Raw genomic sequence first — 20,026 nt, 5'->3', positions numbered from 1 at the left:
ATCATGCATATGACGATCCGGTATTCACAAAACACCCCAGCCCTAGAAAACTCTTATCTTAGGCTGGGGTATTATACATTGCTTAAGACATATTCGGATAGATCATCACCTTTATACTGGTCTCTTTCGCCGTACGCGCCGTTTCCACCGCTTCTTTAATGTCCGTAAGCGCATAGCGGTGGGTGATGATTTTCTCCATCTCGGCGGAGGAATGCTGCAGCGCCTGAATCGCCGGCTTGTACGTGTTGGCGTAGCGGAAAACGCCATAGGCATCGATCTCGCCGTCGATCAGTTGGCCCATATCCATCGGCACCGTGTCCGAAGCGGGCAAGCCGACGAAGACGATTCTTCCGCCGCGCCGGACCAGCTTGATCGTATCGGCCATCGCTTTGGCATTGCCCGACGATTCGACGATGAGGGTGATCCCCTCTCCTCCCGTCAGCTCGGCAAGCCGCTCCCGTACATCCTCGCCGGCCGGATCAAGCGCTGCGGTAAAGCCCAGGTCGAGGGCCATTTGCCGCCGCAGCGGCACCATATCCGTTCCGTAGATTTCGGATACGCCGAACAGCTTCGCCGCCTGCCCCGCAAGCAGGCCGATCGGGCCGAGGCCGGTGATCAGCAGCCGGTCAAACGGCTTGGCCCGGCCGCGAAGCAAGGCGTGAAAGCCGACGGACAGCGGCTCAAGCAGCGCGCCCTCCTCGTAGCTCATCGTATCCGGCAGCTTAAACAGGTAATCGCTGGGCATCACAATGTATTCCGCCCACGCGCCGTTCACGGGAGGCGTCGCCAGGAAAGCGACATCCGGGCACAAATTGTAGCGCCCGCTTTTGCAATAATCGCAATGGCCGCAGGCCCCCCCCGGCTCCACCGCCACCCGGTCGCCCACCGCTACATTCGTTACGTTAACGCCTACTTCCACCACCTCGCCGGCCAATTCATGGCCCAGCACGATCGGCTCCTTGACCACGTAACGGCCGATTTTGCCGTGCTCGTAATAATGCACGTCCGATCCGCATATGCCGATGCAATACACTTTGATCAGCGCTTCGTTTTCCTTGGGAACGGGAATTTCCATCTCCTTGACGGCGATGGACAACGGTTTGTCCATGATCGCCGCTTTCATTGTACCTGCCGCCATAAGTGCTCACCTCTTATACAATAGTGGGATATATGCCGAACTCAATCTCCAAACTCCCGGTACGCAAAATAATCAAAATCCCCATGGAGCCTGCGCCCGCTTAAATCGTGCACACAAACGCCGATAAACGCGCCGGTGAACCCCTGATCCAGCAAGACGCCCCCGCGCTTTGTCTCCGCGTTCTCGTCAGACATGCGTCCGGCATCCAGCACCGGCCCGGCAGCGGTCCAAGCGGAACCGTCAAGCGAGTAGTAAAATTGAGCCTGCTCATAATGAAGCGTTAGCTTCAGATAAACCCGTTCGCATCCGTCCACGGATATTTCCTGATCCAGCGGCTCATCGTATACCCCCTGGTCGCTCGTCAGGATAGCGAGGCTTTTGCCCAACGTTTCGTCCCAGCTGATTCGCAAATAATACCAGTTCCGGGCGTTATAATAGTAGACCAGCCCGGCCATTTGCTGATACGTCTCGGGCTCGAACTCTACCGCTGTCTCCGCTTCCGCGGTGAACGCCTGCTGCCGGCGGGCCACCAGGCTCTGGCCATGGGCGGAAGAGAAGGACTCTCGTCCGCGAAGGCGCAGATACCCCGGTCGCTCCCGCAGCGTAAGCCACGATTCGTCCGCCGGTACGCGCAGGGTATTGAAATGGACGGCAAGCGTCTCGCCATCAAAATGATCGATGCCCGTACCGTGCGGCGGCTGCTCGGGAAAAGGATGCTCCGGCAAATCCGCAGGGGCGGCGGCCGTAAGCTCCGGCTCACAACCTCCGCTCACCGGCCGCAGCCAGCCATCCTCCGTCCACTCCACTTGCTGAATCGCCGTCTCCCGGCCCAGATTACACATACGGGACGTCTTTAAGGGCCGGCCGCATAAATGAACCATATACCATTCGCCCGCGGCCGTTTCCACCAGATCCGCGTGTCCCGCCCGCTGCAGCGGGAGCCCGGGATTGAACTTTGAGGTCAGAACCGGATTGGCCGGATCGATCTCATACGGTCCCAGGATGGACTCCGAACGGGCCATCGTAACGGCATGCTCATAGCGGGTGCCGCCTTCCGCGGTCAGCAGATAATAATAGCGGCCGCGGCGGTAAAGATGCGGTCCCTCCGTCAGGCCAAGCGAAGTCCCGCGGAAAATGTTATGCACCGGCCCAACCAGCTTTCGCTGCCGCTCATCGTACTCCTGGATCACGATCCCGCCGAAGCGATTTCGTCCTTTCCGGTGGTCCCACACCATGTTGAGCAGCCATTTCCGGCCGTCCGTGTCGTGGAATAACGACGGATCAAAGCCGCTGCTGTTCAGATAGACCGGCTCCGACCAAGGTCCCTCAATATCCGAAGCATACACCAGATAATTGTGCGTATCCTTAAACGGTCCGATATGGCTTTTTACATCGGTATATACGAGATAAAAGATCCCGTCGCTGTAACTTAGACACGGCGCCCACACGCCGCCGGAGCTGGGATTGCCCAGCATGTTCAACTGGCTGGTCCGCGTCAGCGGATGCGGCAATAACCGCCAGTGCTTGAGATCGCGGGAATGGTGAAGCTGAACGCCGGGAAACCATTCAAACGTTGACGTGGCGATATAATAATCGTCACCGGCGCGGATGATCGAAGGATCGGGATTAAAACCGGGCAAGATCGGGTTAACAATCGTCTTCATTTTTGGAGCTCTCTCCTCTCCGAATTACCGTTCAAACCGGAACCAGCCAAAGTCGAAACGGCTCCCCGGCAAAAAGATAAACGTCACATTCTGCACGCCGGTCACCTTGTCCAAAGGAAACTCCTTCACCTCGTAACCGTCGGTGTGCGCAAACTCGATCAGCTGCTGCCGGCTTTCGCCGTCCTGACCGGAGAACCGCACGTGAAGCGTATTTTTATCGATCGGCGAATGTCCGTAAACGGCCAACTTTGCGGCGCCTTCCGCCGTAAAGTCCATCTCCTTGATCTCCAGGGAGACATTATTGCCGATGCCTTCGACGCGGCTGTCCACGATCTTGAAGGAATCGCCATAGATGTGATCGCAGTCCGCGGCGGCGTTTTGCGCAAAGGCCCGATTCTGACGGGTAAAATAAAAACCTTTGATATGAACCTTCTGCCTGAGCACAAAACAAATCGAAGTAATGCCGCGGAGCCGCTTGTTTAGGCGGAACGTTTCCTCCTGGTACACGTTCCATTTCGTTTCTTTTTGGTACACGGCATCGGCCAGCAGCTCGCTGCCCGCTTCGCCCGGCATGCCTTCCCAAATCTGCAGCGGGTAAGGTTCGCTGGTTAAGGCAAAGATGGGGATGGTAATCTCATTCGAGCCATGGGAACCGAAATCGAGATTCCGGAATCCGACCCGGGTTTCCCCATCCCTGCTGGTGGCTACGCCTCTTTCGTTGCCGTTGCCGAGTTCGCCTTGGCTGTAGTCGTACAGCCCGGCGGAGATAAAGCCGTAAGGGTCCTTACCCGCCATGCCTAGTCCGGAGGCCGTAAACTCCAGCTCGGAGATCAGCTTGATTTTGTCGCTGCCGTTTTTGCTGGTGCACCGAACGCGAAAATTTCCATCCCCTAACGCCGTAATTCGCGCCATATGGCCATTGTCCTCCATTTGCGCCAGATTGGAAGGAATGCCGGCATCGTTGACCACGCTCCATTCCACTTCCGTATAGGTAGTGTTGTGAGGGTACAGTTTCGCTTCAACCTCAACCATCGATTTCGTATCGTCCAAATGCTGTCCCGAGCGGCTGAGCAATTCGATTTTACGCAGCGGAATTTCGTCCGGGTTTCCCATTACGATAGGCAGTTCCCGATTACTCTGTTGAGCGGAGATTCCCTGCAGTTCTTCCGCCGCACAAGGCAGGGCGGCAAATTCCAGTTCCCGGCTGTCCATGCCGATTGAACTTACCTTCATCCGGATCGTGCCCGGCTCAGTACCGGCCGCAATGATTGCCATCAATTTTCCGCTGAACAATCTTCGGCTTAAGCCTTTGTACGGATCGTAATCCGTGCTGTCCCCGTTATCGAGCCCCACCAGCCGTCCCGCTCCCGTCACTTCTACGAACACCCGGTTATTCGCGTTCTCCACGGGCCGCCCGTCCTCATCCTCCATTGAAATTTCCACGAAGATGAGATCCGTGCCGTTTGCGATCAGCGACTCCTTATCCGGCGTCAGTTTGATTTGTCTCGCGTCTTTGAAGGAGGTGCGGACATCGGCCGCAATCACCCGGCCGTTCTCGTCGTAAGCGATGGCTTTGATTTCCCCTTCCCGATAAGGAATCTTCCACCATCCGGCCAGCTCCTGCCCATGCTTGTGATCGATCTCATGGCTTCCGACGGTCACGCCGTTACAAATCAGCTCCACCCGAGGAGCGTTCGAGCATACGCGGACATCGATCATTTGCCCGGGATTGAAATCCCAGTACGGAAAAAGATGCACCATCGGCCGCTCTTTGTAATTCGTCCATTCCGCCTGATAGATGTAATACGAGTCTTTGGGGAACGTAGCCGTGTCAATTTGCCCAAAATAGGCGTTTTTCGTATGATACGGGGTCGGCTCCCCGATATAGTCAAACCCGGTCCAAATGAACTGCCCCAAGGAGAACGGAGTATCCCTTTCCGCCAAAATGCAAGCTTCCGCCGACTTCGCCCCCCAGCTGGTGGAGCTGTTCCCGAGCGCCGAGCACTGCTCATCGTCATCGGCCAGAATGGACTGCTCGAACGGGAAATGGTACACGCCCCGGCTCTGCACGACCGAAGCCGTTTCACTGCCGTAGATGATCCAGTCCGGATGCTCGGCATGATGCTGGCGGTAGTATTTTTCCGCATAATTGTAGCCTGCGACCTTGACGAGATCCGCGCATTTCCGGGCATTTTCCCAAGGCATGTAATTGGAGCCGATCGTCACCCGGGCGTTCTGCTTCGGATCGGATTTGCGCACTTCCGCCATCAGCAGCCTGGTGATTTCCTGCCCTCTTTCATCTGCATGAGTATCATAGATTTCATTCCCGATGCTCCACAGCAAAAGGCTGGGGTGGTTGCGGTCCCGCCTGACCCAGCTCTTTACGTCCACAGCGGCCCAATCTTTGAAAAAGCGTGCGTAATCGTAAGCGGTTTTTGGTCTTTCCCACATGTCAAAAGCTTCGGACACGACCAGCAACCCCATCTCATCCGCCAAATCCATCAGCTCAGGCGCCGGCATATTGTGGGCCGTCCGGATCGCATTGACGCCCATCTCCCGCAAAATCCGCAATCTCCGCCGCAAGGCTTCTTTGTTGAACGCCGCTCCCAAAGCGCCGAGATCGTGGTGTTCGCAAACGCCGTTCAATTTCATGTGTTTCCCGTTCAAAAAGAAACCTGCGTTCGGATCAAGGCGGATCTCCCGGAATCCGACGGATTGGGCAACGGTTTCAATAACCGGGCCGCCGGCGGAGCCGCCCGCTCCCGCCGCAGCCGGCCGCAGCTCGGTCACGAGCGTATACAAATGCGGCGCTTCCGTGCTCCAAAGCTGCGGGTCAGGAACCGTCAGCTTTTGCAGGTTCAGAATGACGGCGGAATCGTTGTGTCCTGCCCCTGGCGAGACCTGTTCCGCACTGGACTGAATGATCTCCCCTTTGTACAAAAGCGTATGAGTGAGCACCGCATCCCGATCAAGCTTTAACTCGGTTTCGATATCCGCCTGCCATTCGTCTCCGTCCCGCGCGGCTGAAACATAGATCCCATCCGTGACAATATGGCTGCGGCCCCGCGTTTTCAGCCACACATTGCGGTAAATCCCGGCGCCGGAATACCACCTGCTGTTGGGACTTCGAAACACAACCTTGAGCACAATTTCGTTTTCCCCGGCTGCCAGCGCCTCCGTGATTTCATGCTCGAAGGAGGAATAGCCGTATTTCCACTCCCCGATCTGCTGCCCGTTCACATACAAAGTAGAGTCCATGTAAACCCCGTCGAAGGCCAACAATACCTGCTCATCGCTGCCTGTATACGTGAACGTTTTCCTATACCAGCCGATGCTGTTTTCGTACAGATCCAGCGTATTGTAGATCAGCCAGTCATGAGGAATATCGACCGGTTTAAAGCTCAGTTCGCCCGGACTTGCGGTCTCCAGACCGCTTTTGGCAAATTCCCAACCGTCGTTAAACCGTCTCTTCTTATTCATCGCCTCTCGCCCTCTTTCCGTTCCTAATAATAGTGCGACCTCTAATAGATCGTACGCCCGTGTTCGTCGGCAATACCGGACTTACGGAAAAAATACGTATTGATTTGATCCCGCCATTCCAAGGCGTGCTGTGCTTGTTGCTGAAGACGGCCGCGCACATTCTCGAACTGCCGGGCGTCCATGCTTCCTTCCAGGGTCAGCCACGATTCCAGAAAGTCCGCCGCCTGCTCCGCCCCGGCAAAATGCGTGTCGTAAATATGTTGAATAACCGTTTTGCCGGAATGCAGCTTATGGGTATACGGAACATGGTGGAAAAACAGCAGCAATTCGTCCGGGCACGTATCCGGCGATTCATAACGGTCCGCATGCGGTTTATAATATTGGGCGGCGTATCCGGTTCCCGTCTTCACGGTCCGGTCCACGCCGATGCCGTCCCTGTCGGCAAAATGATAGGTGCCCCACCTGGAATATTCGTAGCCATCCACGTTCGGCCCGTAATGATGATCCGGATTCACCATCCAGCCGACGCCAAGCGGGGCGGTGTAGTTTTCATAGGCCCGCCAGGAGTTTAAGAGGATGTTCAGAATGGTCTCCACCAGCCTCGGCTCGGTGCCGAACGTTAAATAAATCCACTCTCTGGCAATCTGTTCCGCGGTCAGCCGCGGGTTCCAGCTCAAACGGCCAAATCCGTATAAATTCGCCTGGGCCAAAACATGTCCCGTCCAGTTCGCGTCGTTCCCGATATTGGATACGGCCGCGATCCCGCCAAGCCTTCGGCCAAACAGCGAGCCGGACACTGCCTTGGCCACGGTGGAGCCTTCGCCGCGGGCAAACGTGTCGAACTCAAGCGCTTCCTTCCACTGCGGCACCAGATAGCAGACATGCCTCGCTTGCCCCGTATATTCCTGAGCGATTTGCAGCTCCAGCACTTGGTTCGTCGAAGGCAAAGCCCCGAACAATGGCGATACCGGCTCGCGGACCTGAAAATCCAGCGGCCCGTTTTTGATCTGCAAAATCACATTGTCGTGGAAATGACCGTCGAGCGGCGTGAAATGATCGTAGGCGGCTCGGGCCCGGTCCGTGCTGCGGTCGCGCCAGTCCTGCTGACAGTTGTAAACGAAGCAGCGCCATATCACGGTGCCGCCGTAAGGCTGCAGCGCTTCCGCCAGCATGTTCGCCCCGTCGACATGGTTGCGGCCATAGGTGAACGGCCCGGGGCGGGATTCGGAATCCGCCTTGACCAAAAAACCGCCGAATTCGGGAATAGCCCGGTAAATTTCCTTCACCGCATTCTTCCACCACGCTCTGACCTCTTCATCCAGAGGATCGGCTGTGAGCAAATCTCCAACCTGCATCGGGCTTGCGAAATTGACGCTTAGAAACGTCACGATGCCATACTTGCGGAATACGCCGGCGACCCGGGCCACCTCGGACAACTGCGGCTGCGTGATGAGCAGCGTCTCGTGATGATGAACATTGACATTGTTGATGGAGATGGCGTTGATTCCCGTTGAGGACAAAAGCCGGGCATAATCCTTGATCCGGGAAAGATCGCTAACGATGCGGTTATTTTCGTAAAAAATCGATTGCCCCGCGTACCCGCGTTCAATGCTGCCGTCCATGTTGTCCCACTGGTTGATCATCCTTAGTCCGTCCATGGGAGCTTCCTGAATATCCAGGTCCTCGAGCGCGCTTCCCATTTGCATAAGCCTAAGCAGATGAAAAGCCGCGTATAAAGTTCCGCGGTCCGATCGCCCGGCGACGAGCAGGCACTTCCGCCCGTCCAAAGGCAAAGTTTTGAGTATGTAACTATCCGCGGATGAAGTGGATAGCGAGGATAAAGCTTCGTCGATCGCATCCGACTGCCCCCAGGTGCCCAGCAAAATATAATGGGCTGCGGTGGGGGACTGTCGATCCTGCGGACTCGAACCGGTTATCGCGAGAATGCCAAGGTGAAGCTCCTCAATTGCCGATTCAAGCACGATGCCGGCGGCGGCCGGGGAGACAAGCTCCCCGCACCACTTTCGGTATTCATTCAGTTTTTCCGGATCGTTGACCGCCGGGTACCGCAGCCAGCATTTGTAAACCTCACTGTGATGGCTTAGCCGTTGCATGGAAATACCTCCGCTTTTGCTATTTCGATTTGGCCAATGCGGCGGCATACTCTTCGGCCACCTTGTCGCCGCCCGCTTGCTTAAATTTCTCCAGCTGCTGCTTCCAGCCGTTCTCATCCAACTTGCCCATGATAAATTTCACTTTGGCGTCAATCAGGATTTGCGTCAGTTCCGCGCCGCGTTCCGCCCATGTATCGGAGACCAGGCTCATCGTAGGGTCCTTGACCGCGAATTGCTCGTTTTCCTTCTCGACCTGAAGCACTTTCTCGGAGATCGGATCAAGGTCGCCCGGCGTTTTGATCGCAGTTAAAGGCACCGTCACAAGAGGTTTGTTGTAGGGGAAGGAAACCTCATTATCGTAAAGCTCCTGGTTGAGGCGAACCGCCTTCCCGTCTTTGATTTCGTAGTGCTTGCCTGCGATCCCCCACTCCAGCAGGTCCGCCATTTCCTTGTCGGCCAGCTTGTCAAAGAAAGCCAGCAGCTGCTTCAGCTCCGCTTCGCTTTTCACGCTCGATTTCGGGAACATGAGAATGCCGTTGGAGCCGCGGTCCGCCGCCACCCGCCGTCCCTGCGGCCCTTCCAGGGCGCTGACGAAATCCAGCTTCGCCGCGGGGTTCACTTTCTCGACGCGGGTTTGAAAGCCGAGCACGTTGTTGGTCGTGGCGTTAATCACGCCGGCTTTGCCGTTCTCCAGGTTGCCTTCGTTTTGTCCGACATCGATCGAGGCAAAATCTTTGTTCATCAGCCCTTCATCGTAGAGCTTTTTCATAAATTTGAGATATTCCAGGTATTCCGGCGTCTCCTCCGCTTTCACGAATTTTCCGTCCGTTTCGCTCCAATTGTTGGGCGCGCCGAAAGCGGAGCTAAGGTCAAAGGAGATATTGTTGTTGCTGATCATGATCGTAACCCCTACGGTATCGTTTTTGCCGTTTTTGTCGGGGTCCTGCTCTGTAAACGCTTTTAACATTTGGTATAGATCATCAAGCGTTTGAGGCGGCTGCATGCCGAGATGATCGAGCCAGTCCTGACGGTAAACCGAAGTATACCGGGAGACGGGACGGAACCGCGGAATCCCGTAAACCCTACCTTCGATGGATACGTTGTCGTAGACAAGCTGAGGCATGGAGGCCAGATTTTTATAATCTTTGATCAGATCCGTAATATCCCAGAAGGCCCCGTTTTTGGCGGCCGTGATCAGATAGGACTGGTTGGGCGCGCCACAGCTCGCCAGCACCTGCGGCAGCTCGCCGGAGGCGATCATGACCGGCAGCTTGGTGCAGAAGTCGTTGCTGGAAATGTGGGTAAGATCAAGTTCGGTGTTCGTATATTGCTCCATCGCCTGCTCGACTTCGTTATCTTTTTGCGGAACTTCTTTCCCGTCAAAGTTCAAGGTCATCTTGATTTTGAGCGGCTGATCAGCCGAACCGGAACCGGAGTCCGCGCCGGAGCCTGCTTGGTTTGTCTTGTCGGAGCCGCACCCGGCCAGCAGCGAGCCGGCCAGAACCAAAATGAGCGCTGCGGCTCCCGACTTTTTCCATATACTATTTCTACGTGTCATACCTAATGCCTCCCTTTTTAGAGGTTGTTCAAAAAGTCGTCTTCCCATGACGAAGTAGTTCAGGGAGTGGATCGGGCGTCGAATCTTGAATTCAGCCGGGCCAAGCATATGCTTTCGAAGCATGTTTCCTTCGGAAACATTTCCGTTGCTCACGTAGATCTGTCTACGCTCCGCTACTCAGTCCCTAGCTTCATTCAACCTTCTCGGTCCTGAAAACTCAACTTTTTGAACACGCACTTTTAAATAAAATAATCTCGTCATCCTTTCACGGAGCCCATCAAAGCGCCTTTGGCGAAATGCTTTTGCAGAAACGGATAGACGATCATAATCGGCAGCGTGGAAACGACGATCACGGCCATTTTGACCCCTTGCCCATAGTAGGCCACGCTCTCTCCACCGTCTCCCGAACCGAGTCCGGCGGAAGCCAGAATTACGATCTGTCTGAGGATCACCTGGACCGGCCATAAATCCGGCTTATTGATATACAGAATCGCATTGAAATATTGGTTCCAGATACCCACCGCATAAAATAATCCAAACGCGGCCAGAGCCGGAAGCGACAGCGGAAACACGATCCGGACCAATACCGTCAGCTCATGGGCGCCGTCGATTTTCGCGGATTCGAGCAGTTCGGGCGGCACGCTGGAGAAGAAATCGCGCATCACGATCAAATAGAACGCGCTGATCATCCCCGGAATGATCAGGGACCAGGTCGTATCCAGCATGTGCAGGTTCTTGACGACGAAATACGTAGGAATCATCCCTCCCTGGAACACCATCGTGAACAGGACCATCAGGAGGATGCCGCTCCGCCCGGGCAGAACCTTATAGGACAGCGAATACGCCATCAGCGCGGTTGTCAGCAAGCTGAGAAACGTTCCCACCAGCGTAATGTATACGGATACTCCGATGCTCTGCATGAAAGTATGGGTGGAGAAAATATAGCGGTAGGGCTCCAGGGAAAATTCCGTGGGCCACACGGTGTTCTGATTCGAAAATGAAGTGATCACCACATAAACAAACGGTAAAAACATGGCCAACCCCACAAGGCTCAGCAGCACATAGTTAAAGGCGTCAAACAGCCGGCTTAATAGGGTAGGATGCGTATGCATGGGCCGCCCCTCCTTTCTAGTAGATCCCCTCTTCGCCAAACATTTTGGCGATTTTATTGGCGAAAATGACCAAGATAAAACCGATCGCGGATTTGAACAGGCCCACGGCGGTGCTGTAGCTGAATTGTCCCTGCAGCAGCCCTACCCGGTACACATACGTATCAAACACCTCGCCGACCTCGCGGTTGATCGCGTTCAGCATCAGGAAGATCTGTTCAAAGCCAAGATCCAGGAAGGTGCCCATCCGGAGAATAAACAGCACCACAATCACGCTGCGAATGGACGGGAGCGTAATATGCCACAGCAGCCTGAACCGGCTGGCGCCGTCCATTCTGGCCGCTTCATACAGCTGCGTGTTCACGCCCGCAAGCGCCGCCAGAAAAATAATCGTTCCCCATCCGGCATCTTTCCAAATGAGCTGAAGGATAATGAGCGGGCGGAACCATGCGGTGCTGGTCAGAAACTCAACCGGCTGCCCGCTCAGAGCCGTAATTCCGCTGTTGATGATACCGTTTTCAGTGGACAGCAGCACATAGGAGATCCCGGCGATCACGACCCATGACAGGAAATGCGGCACATAAACGAGCGTTTGCACGACTCTTTTGAAGGCCTCTTTTCTTATTTCGTTCAAAAGCAGGGCGAGCACAATCGTGATCGGGAAGTAGATAATCGTGTTGTATAACCCGAGCAGGAGCGTATTCCGAAACAATTGCCAGAATTCATCCATGCCGAAGAAACGCTGGAAATGCGCGAATCCCACCCACTCGCTTCCCATAAGCCCCGCGTAAGGCTGGTAATTTTTGAAGGCCATAATCAAGCCCCAAAGCGGAACATACTTAAAAATAATAAAATAGAGGATGCCCGGAAGCATAAACGCATACAGCCAGCGGTATTTCCAGACGGCAGCGAAGCGGGGACGTGTTCCCAGTTCAGGCTTTGCCGCCCTCGCCGCGATTTTCGCTACGTTCACAAACCACACCCCTTACGGTTTAAATAAAATGCGAGTTCATAAAGCCGGGTTTTCGGCTCAATCTTTCATATTCCGGTAGTCTCCGGGGGTAACCCCGCTTTCTTGTTTAAACACTTTGTAGAAATGCGCCTGGCTCCTAAAGCCTATCGCCTTCGCGACCTGTTCCAGCGGAAGATTCGGCAGCTCGCGCAAGAGCTTTTTGCCTTTGTTGATCCGAAATCCGCGTAAATATTGCACAAAGGTTTGATGGGTCTCCCGCTTCAGCAGACTGCACACATAGCTCGGATGCAGGTTCAAATAGTCGGCCACATCTTCCAGCGAAATGTCTCTCATATAGTTGCCGTGAATAAAATCTTTGAATCTACGAATGTTATGATTGCTGTCTTGATCCTCAGGAGGCTCTTCCGCATCCGTTGCCGCTTGCCCCCGGCTTCGCTCCTCTACAATCTCCATCGACAACCGGTTCAGCAGGCCGGATAACTCCTGCGGGTCCACCGGCTTGAGCAAATAATCCGCAACCTGAAGACGTATCGCCTTCCTCGCATAATCAAACGTTTCGTAACCGGTCAAAATAATAAATTTGGAAGCGGCTTTCTTTTCCGAAACCGATTGGATTAAATCCAGTCCGCTCAGCTCCGGCATTTGAATATCCGTAATCAACAGATCCGGCTTGAATTCCTCGGCCATGCGCAGCGCCTCCACACTGTCGCTGACCCCGACGATATCCGTAAACGGCGTCTTCATCCTGCGGATGACATGCTGCAATCCTTTGACAATGATGGCTTCGTCGTCAACGATCATAAGCTTAAGCATGGCGGCGCCCTCCTTTGGCCAGATAAGACGTTATCACGGTTCCCTGTCCTTCGATGCTTTGGACATTCAATTTTGCCTCGCTGCCAAAAAAAGCCTTAAGCCGTTCATTCACATTGTGCAACCCAATCCCCCCGGAGGCTGAGATTTCCGCCAAGGGCAGCCGCCCTTCGAGCACCTCGCGGATCATGGTCAGCCGCTCAGCCGGAATGCCGGACCCGCTGTCGGATACCCTCAGCAGAACCCCCGACTCCTCGGCCAGCAGCTCCAGCCGCAACTCCGCCGGTCCGCGAACGTTCTTGAATCCGTGAAGAATGCTGTTCTCCACAAGCGGTTGAAGGATAAACCTCGGGCAAGGAAGCAGCAGCGTTTCCTCATGGATCATAAAATCGGCGATCAGCTTATCGCCCATCCGGACCCGGTGGATATCGAGGTAATGCCTGACGTTTTCGAGCTCTGCGCCCAGCGTGCTTTCATCTTTGGTTTTGGACAAGCTGTACCTGAGCAGCTTCCCCAGCTTCCAGCCGATGTCGGCGACTTCGTTGTCGTCGTTCATGGCCGCCAGCATGCACATCGTTTCCAGCGTGTTGTACAAGAAATGCGGGTTGATTTGCGCTTGCAGCATTTTGATCTCGGCTTCTTTCTTAAGCAGCTCCGTTTGCGTAACCACCTGCTTCAATTCGTCAACCCGGCGGATCATTGAGTTGTATGCCGAAATCAGATAGCCAATTTCATCGGCGCCGCCTTCGTCGACCGGGTAAATCGCGTTTTTCGGATCATCGACCCTTCTCATATGGCGCGAAAAACGCACAATCCGCAATGTGATCGACGAAGCGATCGTAAAATAGAGGACGGACAACAGCGTCAGCAGCAGCAGGCCAATACCGACGGCTAACCCGGCTTCTTTTCCGATATTCAGCGCATCCCGCGTTTTGTAAACCTCCACCAGCGTAAGGTTAAAGCGTTCGATTCGCGCCGCGCCGATCAGATAACGACGGTCCTTGGTGTAAAAGCTGGCCATGCCGGCCTGGGGAACCCGGGACAGAAGTTCGCTTTTGGCTTGTTCATCAAGCTCCACAGCCGGGTCCTCGTACAGTACACGGCCGCTGGCGTCCGCAACCATCCGCCATACCTCATCCTTGCTTTGCTGTGTATTAAAAAACTGCTTGATCAGCCCGTCGTTCAAGGTCAATTGCAGCAAGCCGACGGTGCGCGTGTAGCTGGTGTTATACATTTTGTGCAAGTAGCGAATGGACGGCAAAAGATCGCGGTCGCCGGACGCTCCGTACACCCACAGCCCCTTGTTCGGAGGCAGCCCATCCACGGCCTCCGCTTCCGCGTGCTGCTGATCCGAAAATCTGGCGATATCCTCCACTTCGGGAGCAAGGATAGGCACTTTGGGATCGGCTTTATACATCGTTATCTTATCGACTAGCTGATTGGATATATAAGCAAATGAAAAAGTAGGGCCGATTTCTTTTTTATAAATGTACGCCTGGTCCCAATCCCCGGCGCTGAAGCCTCCCAAATAGTCAATGAGACTGGTGTTGTTTTGAAACAGCGGGTACATCGCCTCAATTTTGGTAAGATCCACCTCCAGATTCCGGTAGGCCTGCTCCATCATTTGCGTTTTGCCGCTTTTAAAGTGATCCAACTGGTTCATGTACATTTGTCTGTAGAAGACGAACCCAAACACGGCAAAAGGAATACAAATGAGCAGGATATATCCGATAAACAGTTTGTGAACAAGACGCAGACTTCGAAGACGCGTTGCAATCGCTCGCAAAATAGAATTCATAGCTCACACCTTCAGGCTTCAAAATGGGATTCGGCTATTTATTATAGCACGTTGTTTTGGAAGCCATCGGCATTTTGTATTCGCTTTCAAAAGCTTAATTTAATTATAGGAGCGCCCTCTCGAATTCGATACTTATGATTTATAATGTTTGACTCCTCATTTTTAAGGGGAGGTTCCCTCCCCCTGCGATACGCATCTACCACGCGGCAATTAACGAAAGGCTAGATTTAGATTCACGTTGAGTTGGTAAAATTCAAACTACTCCCCTGCTCTATTTGTCTATACCATTCTTAAAAACTGCAATACACTATATCAACCTTAAAAAAGGAGTGATATAGTTGGCAAACAGTGATGTACGCCTTGCACTTTGGTCAGGTACCAATTTTTCTGGCCGCCGGATCCTTTTCAGACGTGGAGGGGTTGCGGTTCGTGATCTTGGAGCGTTTCGGTTTGACAATGCGCTTTCAAGCTTCCGGCTCAGAAATGTTGTGCAAAGCACCCAAGTAACACTTGTACTGTTTTCGGGAATTAACTTTCAGGGGTCATTCCGAGTGTTCCGTGGCAGTCAAAATGTGGCTAACTTGGGTAATTTCAATTTCAACAACGTCACATCTTCTCTAATTTTGGTAGGCCGCAATCTTACTAACACCGAAATATCGCAAATTCAAAGAACTGGAAGACCGCCTCGCGACATTCTTATTATTAGACAATAGGCTAAATAAAATGGTCTTTTGTAAATAAGGAAACGATAGTCTGCTAAACCAGCGGCAGCCTAGGACTTATTTATCGTCCAAGGCTGCCGGATTTATTTAATGCAACAAAGGACCTGGGTTGCTTTTTCTACGCCCCAAGCCTTTCTTCAAACCGACTATGTTATTTTCTCCGAATTACATATCGATAAGTAACAAGCGTCTTCGGGGCGCTTATTACGGTGAAACGGACGTTAAATGAGTCTTTATCAAGTTTCTAAGTTCAACTTTCGAAATAATAGTTGACCAAGTCAACTATATATTTTATATTATGGATAGGTCGGCGATTTGTGGAAAGATTGGTACTTCATATGGAAGTTCATGAAAAGTTCGAAAAGCGCAGGAACCGACTTTGTATAAAAACGCTGCCGTGAAGGAGTTTGCTATGAAGCCGAAACTACAAATCCACTATGCGTGGGTCATCGTCTCGATCACATTTTTAACATTATTGGCCGTACAGGGGGTCCGCCTGTCCTTTGGCGCTTTTATTGAACCTTGGGAACAAGATTTTGCAATGGATCGGGGAACCGTTTCGCTTATATCTACTCTAAGCTTTATTATTTATGGAGTATCCCAACCCATCGCGGGGAAGCTGATCGATCGCTGGGGCGCCCGGATGATTTTGTCCGTCAGCACTTTCCTTGTTGGAATCTGCATCTTCCTCACCGCTTTTATCCAATATTCATGGCAGCTGTTTATTCTGTACGGCTTGATCTCCGTTGGTGTAGGGGGAGCGTCCAATGTGGCGGCAACGGTTGTCGTGACGAATTGGTTCAATGAAAAACGGGGATTTGCTTTCGGGTTGATGGAAGCAGGCTTCGGGGCCGGTCAGATGCTGCTTGTCCCTGGTTCGCTGATGCTGATTCATTGGTTGGATTGGAAGTCGGCCGTCAGTATTCTGGGGGCTTTCTTAGTCGTTGTTGTCTTCCCTACCGTAGGTTTGTTCTTGCGGAACCGTCCCCAAGAGAAAGGGATGACCCCGCTTGGCAGATCGGGGAAAGAAGAAGGCGCAGCCGATGAAAACAAGCCTTCCGCCACGTTTTCTATATGGACGGCTTTCCGGATGAGGAAGTTTTGGCTGCTGATTTTGCCGTTTGCTATCTGCGGTTTTACTACAACAGGCTTGATGGACACCCATCTGATTCCGATCGCTCATGATCACGGATTTTCAACGACCGTTACAAGCGCTGCCGTCAGTATACTTGCAGGCTTTAACATCATCGGTATTTTGATATCCGGCGTAGTCGCCGATCACTGGAGCAGCCGCAAAATGCTGTTCATCTTATATGCCGTGCGGGCAATATCGATTGGTATACTCTTGTTTAGCCATAACACGGTGCTGCTGCTCATCTTTGCCGTCTTGTTCGGATTGGTCGATTTTGCGACCGTCGCACCGACGCAACTCTTGGCCACGAAGTATTTTAAAAATTATTCCGTCGGCCTTATTCTTGGCTGGTTATTCCTGAGCCACCAAATCGGCTCTGCCCTGGGAGCTTATTTGCCCGGATTGTTTTATAGCGAAACGGGAAATTACAGTCCGTCGTTCTATCTTTCGCTCGTTCTTTTGGCCGGAGCGGCCGTCTTCACCTTAATGCTTCCTGAATCCGAGAGACCGCATCGCTCGCCGGTTGCTAGCAGCGCTGATATATGAAAAAACTTGCCCTGAAAAAAAGAGCGGGAGCTCAGTTCACGCATGTTGTGCATTCCTAAACAACGGCATCTTCCTTAATTACTAAAGAATATTTTTCTTCGCACTTATAACTCAACTTTCGCAGCAAAAAATCGGCAGACAAGCCTTGATGTAGCTGGGGAAAGCAGCAATCCATTGCCGGAGTTGACGCTGAATCAAAGGCGGACAGTGTCTTCCCGGCTTTTTTGGGCTGCTTCGTTAAGGAAGCGTCAACGATGTAGAGGCGCCACGATCCGGCGGGGTCAGCGTATCTACCTTTTACACCGTAGCCGTTTCGATCCGTGTCCCAAATCGACGCCAGGTGAGGGAGTTGTCTAAAGAGGTTGTGTCGTGGTGTCCCTGCTTGCTGCCTGCCTTTGCACGATTATCCCCTTCGTTAAGGAGCAGAGAGCAGGGGTGGGGGCTAGAGCAAGGATTCAAAAAAAGAGGGAAGAAAAAAACAAAAAAGATGAGGAAAAAATAAGGCGGTTCGGGTGTGATTTTTAGCTTGATTAGAGAACGTGTGTTTGGTATAATGAAATAAATGGAACTTATGTTCGTGTATTCTTGATTCGGGGGTGAGCGGGCATGGAAGTCAATACGGGAACGGAACTTCAGCCATTCAGCAGCCGTTTTAACAGCGAGCAGGACTGTATGGAGGCGTTGATTGCGATGAAGTGGCCAAATGGCTTTGTCTGCCCGCGGTGCGCTCACACCCGGTGCAGCCGTCTGACCTCCCGGCATATCCCCTTGTTCGAGTGCGGAAAGTGCAAGCATCAAACATCGCCTTTGGTCGGTACGATTTTTGAAGGAACGCATCTGCCCCTAGTGAAGTGGTTCCAGGCCCTAGAGTTGTTCCTGCTCCCTGACGGCATCTCGGCGCTGCGGCTGCGCCAAGTGATCCGGGTCGCCTACAAGACCGCCTGGTCGATGCTGCACAAAATACGTCATGCCGTGGGGGAGTTCGATGCCCGGGAGCTGCTCTCCGGAGACGTGAAGGTGAACAGCGATCAGTATGGGCGTAATCCGTCCCGGTGTCAGCTTTCGCATCCGTACGCCTCGGCGGTCGTAGCCGGCTGCACGGTCACGGAGTCGGGCGAGCCGGAGCAGGTCAAAATCCGCCTGGTGCCGCATAAGCGGGGAGGCGAAAAGAGGGCAAACCGTCACGATCTAAACACGTTTATCAATGGGCATGTGGATGTCTGTACATCGGAGGTGCAGTTGTTCCCTCAGGCCTTTCGGCTGTATGCTCCCTTGCGGAGAGTGGTGAGAGAGGCGTGGGAATCGCTGAAGGGTACGTATGGAGCCTTGGGACTGAAACATCTGCAGGCGTACCTGAACGAGTACACCGGACGCCGCCGGCTGCGCCTGTCCGGAGGACTGCCCGGAGCGGAAGAAACGATGCGGCAGAAGTTACTGCGCATGTGTGTAGCGATTCCGGCGATCCCTTACCGTAAGCTGATCGCGCGCCAACCGAACCAGCCCCTTGCGGCTGCGGCCTGATCGAGACGCTGGAACGGTGGGGGAGTTTGATACAGATCAACTTAATGGGTAAAGGTTAGCATAAACTGTGCGGGCGTTGCTGCAGACGGAAGGGTTCAGGCTACAGCAAAATCACGGTCTTTTCGTTTCCTTCGCGTCTTGTCCTTGATCTCCTGTCTTGATCTCCTGTCCAGTCTGTTTCACCTCCTTTAAACCTGATTCCTTCTCCTAAGCCCGTCTAAATTATCTCGAACCTATCTGCTTTCCCACCAAATATTTTTTCTCTCGAGCTTGTCTTTCTCTCTGCTACCTGATCAAACGAGATAATCGTGTAAAGTCTCCGGACAACGAGTGTTTACCTGCCGCTCCCCTTACCCATAGCGTAAAATGTTATGTTTACCGTATCAGTAGTATCCGAGTTCAACACCCACCAATGATATCCATATGCCGGACCGTCTAATGTAGCAACATTTGTTGACTTCTCAATCCATTCAGCGGGGATGACTTGGCTTGAATTCCGTTTTCCTTTATTTAAATACAATCAGTGTCCACACTGGTTGCCTTCTGCAATATAGCGCTTAATAGATGTGAATTGCCGCAGCTATATTTCATTTTGTCTCTCTTTTTCCGATTTCTATAGACTCAGCGCCACTATGTTTTGTATGACAGACTGAACTTCATTCGAATCTCTGATTACAAATAAATAATTGGCCTCTCCCTCTCAGGGATCAGAAATGCTTCCTTGTTCGGATTCCGCAGTTTGTCTGTTAAGTACTTCTATAAAGTTTGAGGTAGTTCGAAATATAGATTTACTACGCTGACTCGCATGAACGCGCTCTTGAAGAATGTAGTCAGGCAGATCGAAATGAACCAGCACACTTTCAAAATCTTTATCATGAAAATAAGTGATCAAGATACGTTTCTATCCATTCTTCCGCCATCCCATCCTCATAGGGGTGTGGGAGCTCAATCATCTCCACTATCTACATCATCATCATCATATCCATCCCTTCCATCATCTCCTGAATTTTTCTTCTTATTGCTTGAAAACCTAGCACCAAAAACAATGATGGCAACAATAAATAACCAAAATAAAGTTTCGGACACAGTTGTATTCACATCCAAAAATATCCATATTCGTTTCTATCAAGCATTTTTAATTGCTTTTCAAAGTCTTCAATCGGTTTTATATCTTCCACGAAATGCCACTTATCTTTACTGTCCTTCCAATAGATCTTCCACTTGTTTTCTTCATATCTAAATTGAGCAATCGGTAATTCAATGCGTTGTCCGGGCCTAAACGAGGGTCTATCTTGTGAAAGAGTAACCGTGTTCCCTCTAAATTTATAAATGATCTTAAATTCACCCTTGAGGTGTTGGGGGATTTTTTCCTCAATATATCGATCGAGAATTTTTTCCAGCCTCTTCTTTGTAAAAGCATCAAATCCAGCCATATCGATCCGCTCCATTGTTTTAGATTGT

Annotated in this window: 14 protein-coding genes; 3 read left to right on the top strand and 11 right to left on the bottom strand. The window is 52.5% G+C overall.

Annotated features, from left to right (window positions below; translation table 11 throughout):
- Positions 1 to 82 precede the first annotated feature (82 nt).
- The 9 genes from NYE74_RS10485 to NYE74_RS10445 form a co-directional block, all read right to left on the bottom strand.
- A complete protein-coding gene (locus NYE74_RS10485; protein WP_316561020.1) occupies positions 83 to 1,138 on the bottom strand; it encodes an NAD(P)-dependent alcohol dehydrogenase in 1,056 nt (351 codons plus the stop codon).
- A gap of 41 nt (positions 1,139 to 1,179) precedes the next feature.
- Positions 1,180 to 2,802, bottom strand: a complete 1,623-nt coding sequence (locus NYE74_RS10480) for a glycoside hydrolase family 43 protein (RefSeq protein WP_316561019.1) — start codon at positions 2,800 to 2,802, stop codon at positions 1,180 to 1,182.
- 24 nt (positions 2,803 to 2,826) lie between these two features.
- Positions 2,827 to 6,282: a glycoside hydrolase family 2 TIM barrel-domain containing protein gene (locus NYE74_RS10475; protein ID WP_316561018.1), complete on the bottom strand. Its 3,456-nt coding sequence runs from the start codon at positions 6,280 to 6,282 to the stop codon at positions 2,827 to 2,829.
- A gap of 41 nt (positions 6,283 to 6,323) precedes the next feature.
- Positions 6,324 to 8,396 (bottom strand): alpha-glucuronidase family glycosyl hydrolase, encoded by a 2,073-nt coding sequence (locus tag NYE74_RS10470; protein WP_316561017.1) that lies wholly within the window; start codon positions 8,394 to 8,396, stop codon positions 6,324 to 6,326.
- Between the two features lie 19 nt (positions 8,397 to 8,415).
- Positions 8,416 to 9,954, bottom strand: coding sequence for an extracellular solute-binding protein (locus NYE74_RS10465; RefSeq protein ID WP_316561016.1), 1,539 nt, complete (start codon positions 9,952 to 9,954; stop codon positions 8,416 to 8,418).
- A gap of 257 nt (positions 9,955 to 10,211) precedes the next feature.
- Positions 10,212 to 11,066, bottom strand: coding sequence for a carbohydrate ABC transporter permease (locus tag NYE74_RS10460; RefSeq protein WP_316561015.1), 855 nt, complete (start codon positions 11,064 to 11,066; stop codon positions 10,212 to 10,214).
- A 16-nt stretch (positions 11,067 to 11,082) separates the two neighbouring features.
- Positions 11,083 to 12,036: an ABC transporter permease gene (locus NYE74_RS10455; RefSeq protein ID WP_036620181.1), complete on the bottom strand. Its 954-nt coding sequence runs from the start codon at positions 12,034 to 12,036 to the stop codon at positions 11,083 to 11,085.
- Between the two features lie 57 nt (positions 12,037 to 12,093).
- The gene (locus NYE74_RS10450; RefSeq protein ID WP_036620180.1) at positions 12,094 to 12,849 is read right to left on the bottom strand and encodes a response regulator transcription factor; all 756 of its coding nucleotides are present in this window, start codon (positions 12,847 to 12,849) and stop codon (positions 12,094 to 12,096) included.
- Entirely contained in the window at positions 12,842 to 14,644 is a 1,803-nt protein-coding gene (locus tag NYE74_RS10445; protein WP_036620179.1) for a sensor histidine kinase, read from the bottom strand. The genes NYE74_RS10450 and NYE74_RS10445 overlap by 8 nt, the downstream gene beginning before the upstream one ends.
- Positions 14,645 to 14,982: 338 nt before the next feature.
- On the opposite strand from NYE74_RS10445, the gene NYE74_RS10440 reads away from it, so the two are divergent.
- The 3 genes from NYE74_RS10440 to NYE74_RS10430 all read left to right on the top strand — a co-directional run bounded on the left by NYE74_RS10440 (position 14,983) and on the right by NYE74_RS10430 (position 18,565).
- A complete protein-coding gene (locus NYE74_RS10440; RefSeq protein ID WP_082207688.1) occupies positions 14,983 to 15,357 on the top strand; it encodes a hypothetical protein in 375 nt (124 codons plus the stop codon).
- Positions 15,358 to 15,778: 421 nt separating this feature from the next.
- On the top strand, positions 15,779 to 17,044 hold the full coding sequence (locus NYE74_RS10435; protein WP_316561014.1) for an MFS transporter: 1,266 nt from the start codon (positions 15,779 to 15,781) through the stop codon (positions 17,042 to 17,044).
- 606 nt (positions 17,045 to 17,650) lie between these two features.
- Positions 17,651 to 18,565 (top strand): IS1595 family transposase, encoded by a 915-nt coding sequence (locus NYE74_RS10430; RefSeq protein WP_341004786.1) that lies wholly within the window; start codon positions 17,651 to 17,653, stop codon positions 18,563 to 18,565.
- Positions 18,566 to 19,510: 945 nt separating this feature from the next.
- On the opposite strand, the gene NYE74_RS10425 is transcribed toward NYE74_RS10430, so the two are convergent.
- Positions 19,511 to 19,663 carry a hypothetical protein gene (locus NYE74_RS10425; RefSeq protein ID WP_196427467.1) on the bottom strand — a complete coding sequence of 51 codons (153 nt, stop codon included), beginning with the start codon at positions 19,661 to 19,663 and terminating at the stop codon, positions 19,511 to 19,513.
- A complete protein-coding gene (locus NYE74_RS10420) occupies positions 19,660 to 19,998 on the bottom strand; it encodes a DUF3024 domain-containing protein (RefSeq protein ID WP_082207687.1) in 339 nt (112 codons plus the stop codon). Before NYE74_RS10420 ends, NYE74_RS10425 begins: the two co-directional genes overlap by 4 nt.
- Between the last annotated feature and the right edge of the window lie 28 nt (positions 19,999 to 20,026).

The organism is Paenibacillus sp. FSL P4-0127, from assembly GCF_038007325.1.
In the GTDB taxonomy this organism is placed as follows: domain Bacteria; phylum Bacillota; class Bacilli; order Paenibacillales; family Paenibacillaceae; genus Fontibacillus; species Fontibacillus macerans.
The sequence above is the reverse complement of the archived record's forward strand: the minus strand, read 5'-3'. Positions and strand labels throughout refer to the sequence as shown.

What these genes read in the sequence shown, in the direction of transcription:
- NYE74_RS10485 (WP_316561020.1), bottom strand. Translation starts at nt 1,138, where the DNA reads ATGGCGGCAGGTACAATGAAAGCGGCGATCATGGACAAACCGTTGTCC.
- NYE74_RS10480 (WP_316561019.1), bottom strand. Translation starts at nt 2,802, where the DNA reads ATGAAGACGATTGTTAACCCGATCTTGCCCGGTTTTAATCCCGATCCT.
- NYE74_RS10475 (WP_316561018.1), bottom strand. Translation starts at nt 6,282, where the DNA reads ATGAATAAGAAGAGACGGTTTAACGACGGTTGGGAATTTGCCAAAAGC.
- NYE74_RS10470 (WP_316561017.1), bottom strand. Translation starts at nt 8,396, where the DNA reads ATGCAACGGCTAAGCCATCACAGTGAGGTTTACAAATGCTGGCTGCGG.
- NYE74_RS10465 (WP_316561016.1), bottom strand. Translation starts at nt 9,954, where the DNA reads ATGACACGTAGAAATAGTATATGGAAAAAGTCGGGAGCCGCAGCGCTC.
- NYE74_RS10460 (WP_316561015.1), bottom strand. Translation starts at nt 11,066, where the DNA reads ATGCATACGCATCCTACCCTATTAAGCCGGCTGTTTGACGCCTTTAAC.
- NYE74_RS10450 (WP_036620180.1), bottom strand. Translation starts at nt 12,849, where the DNA reads ATGCTTAAGCTTATGATCGTTGACGACGAAGCCATCATTGTCAAAGGA.
- NYE74_RS10445 (WP_036620179.1), bottom strand. Translation starts at nt 14,644, where the DNA reads ATGAATTCTATTTTGCGAGCGATTGCAACGCGTCTTCGAAGTCTGCGT.
- NYE74_RS10435 (WP_316561014.1), top strand. Translation starts at nt 15,779, where the DNA reads ATGAAGCCGAAACTACAAATCCACTATGCGTGGGTCATCGTCTCGATC.
- NYE74_RS10430 (WP_341004786.1), top strand. Translation starts at nt 17,651, where the DNA reads ATGGAAGTCAATACGGGAACGGAACTTCAGCCATTCAGCAGCCGTTTT.
- NYE74_RS10420 (WP_082207687.1), bottom strand. Translation starts at nt 19,998, where the DNA reads ATGGCTGGATTTGATGCTTTTACAAAGAAGAGGCTGGAAAAAATTCTC.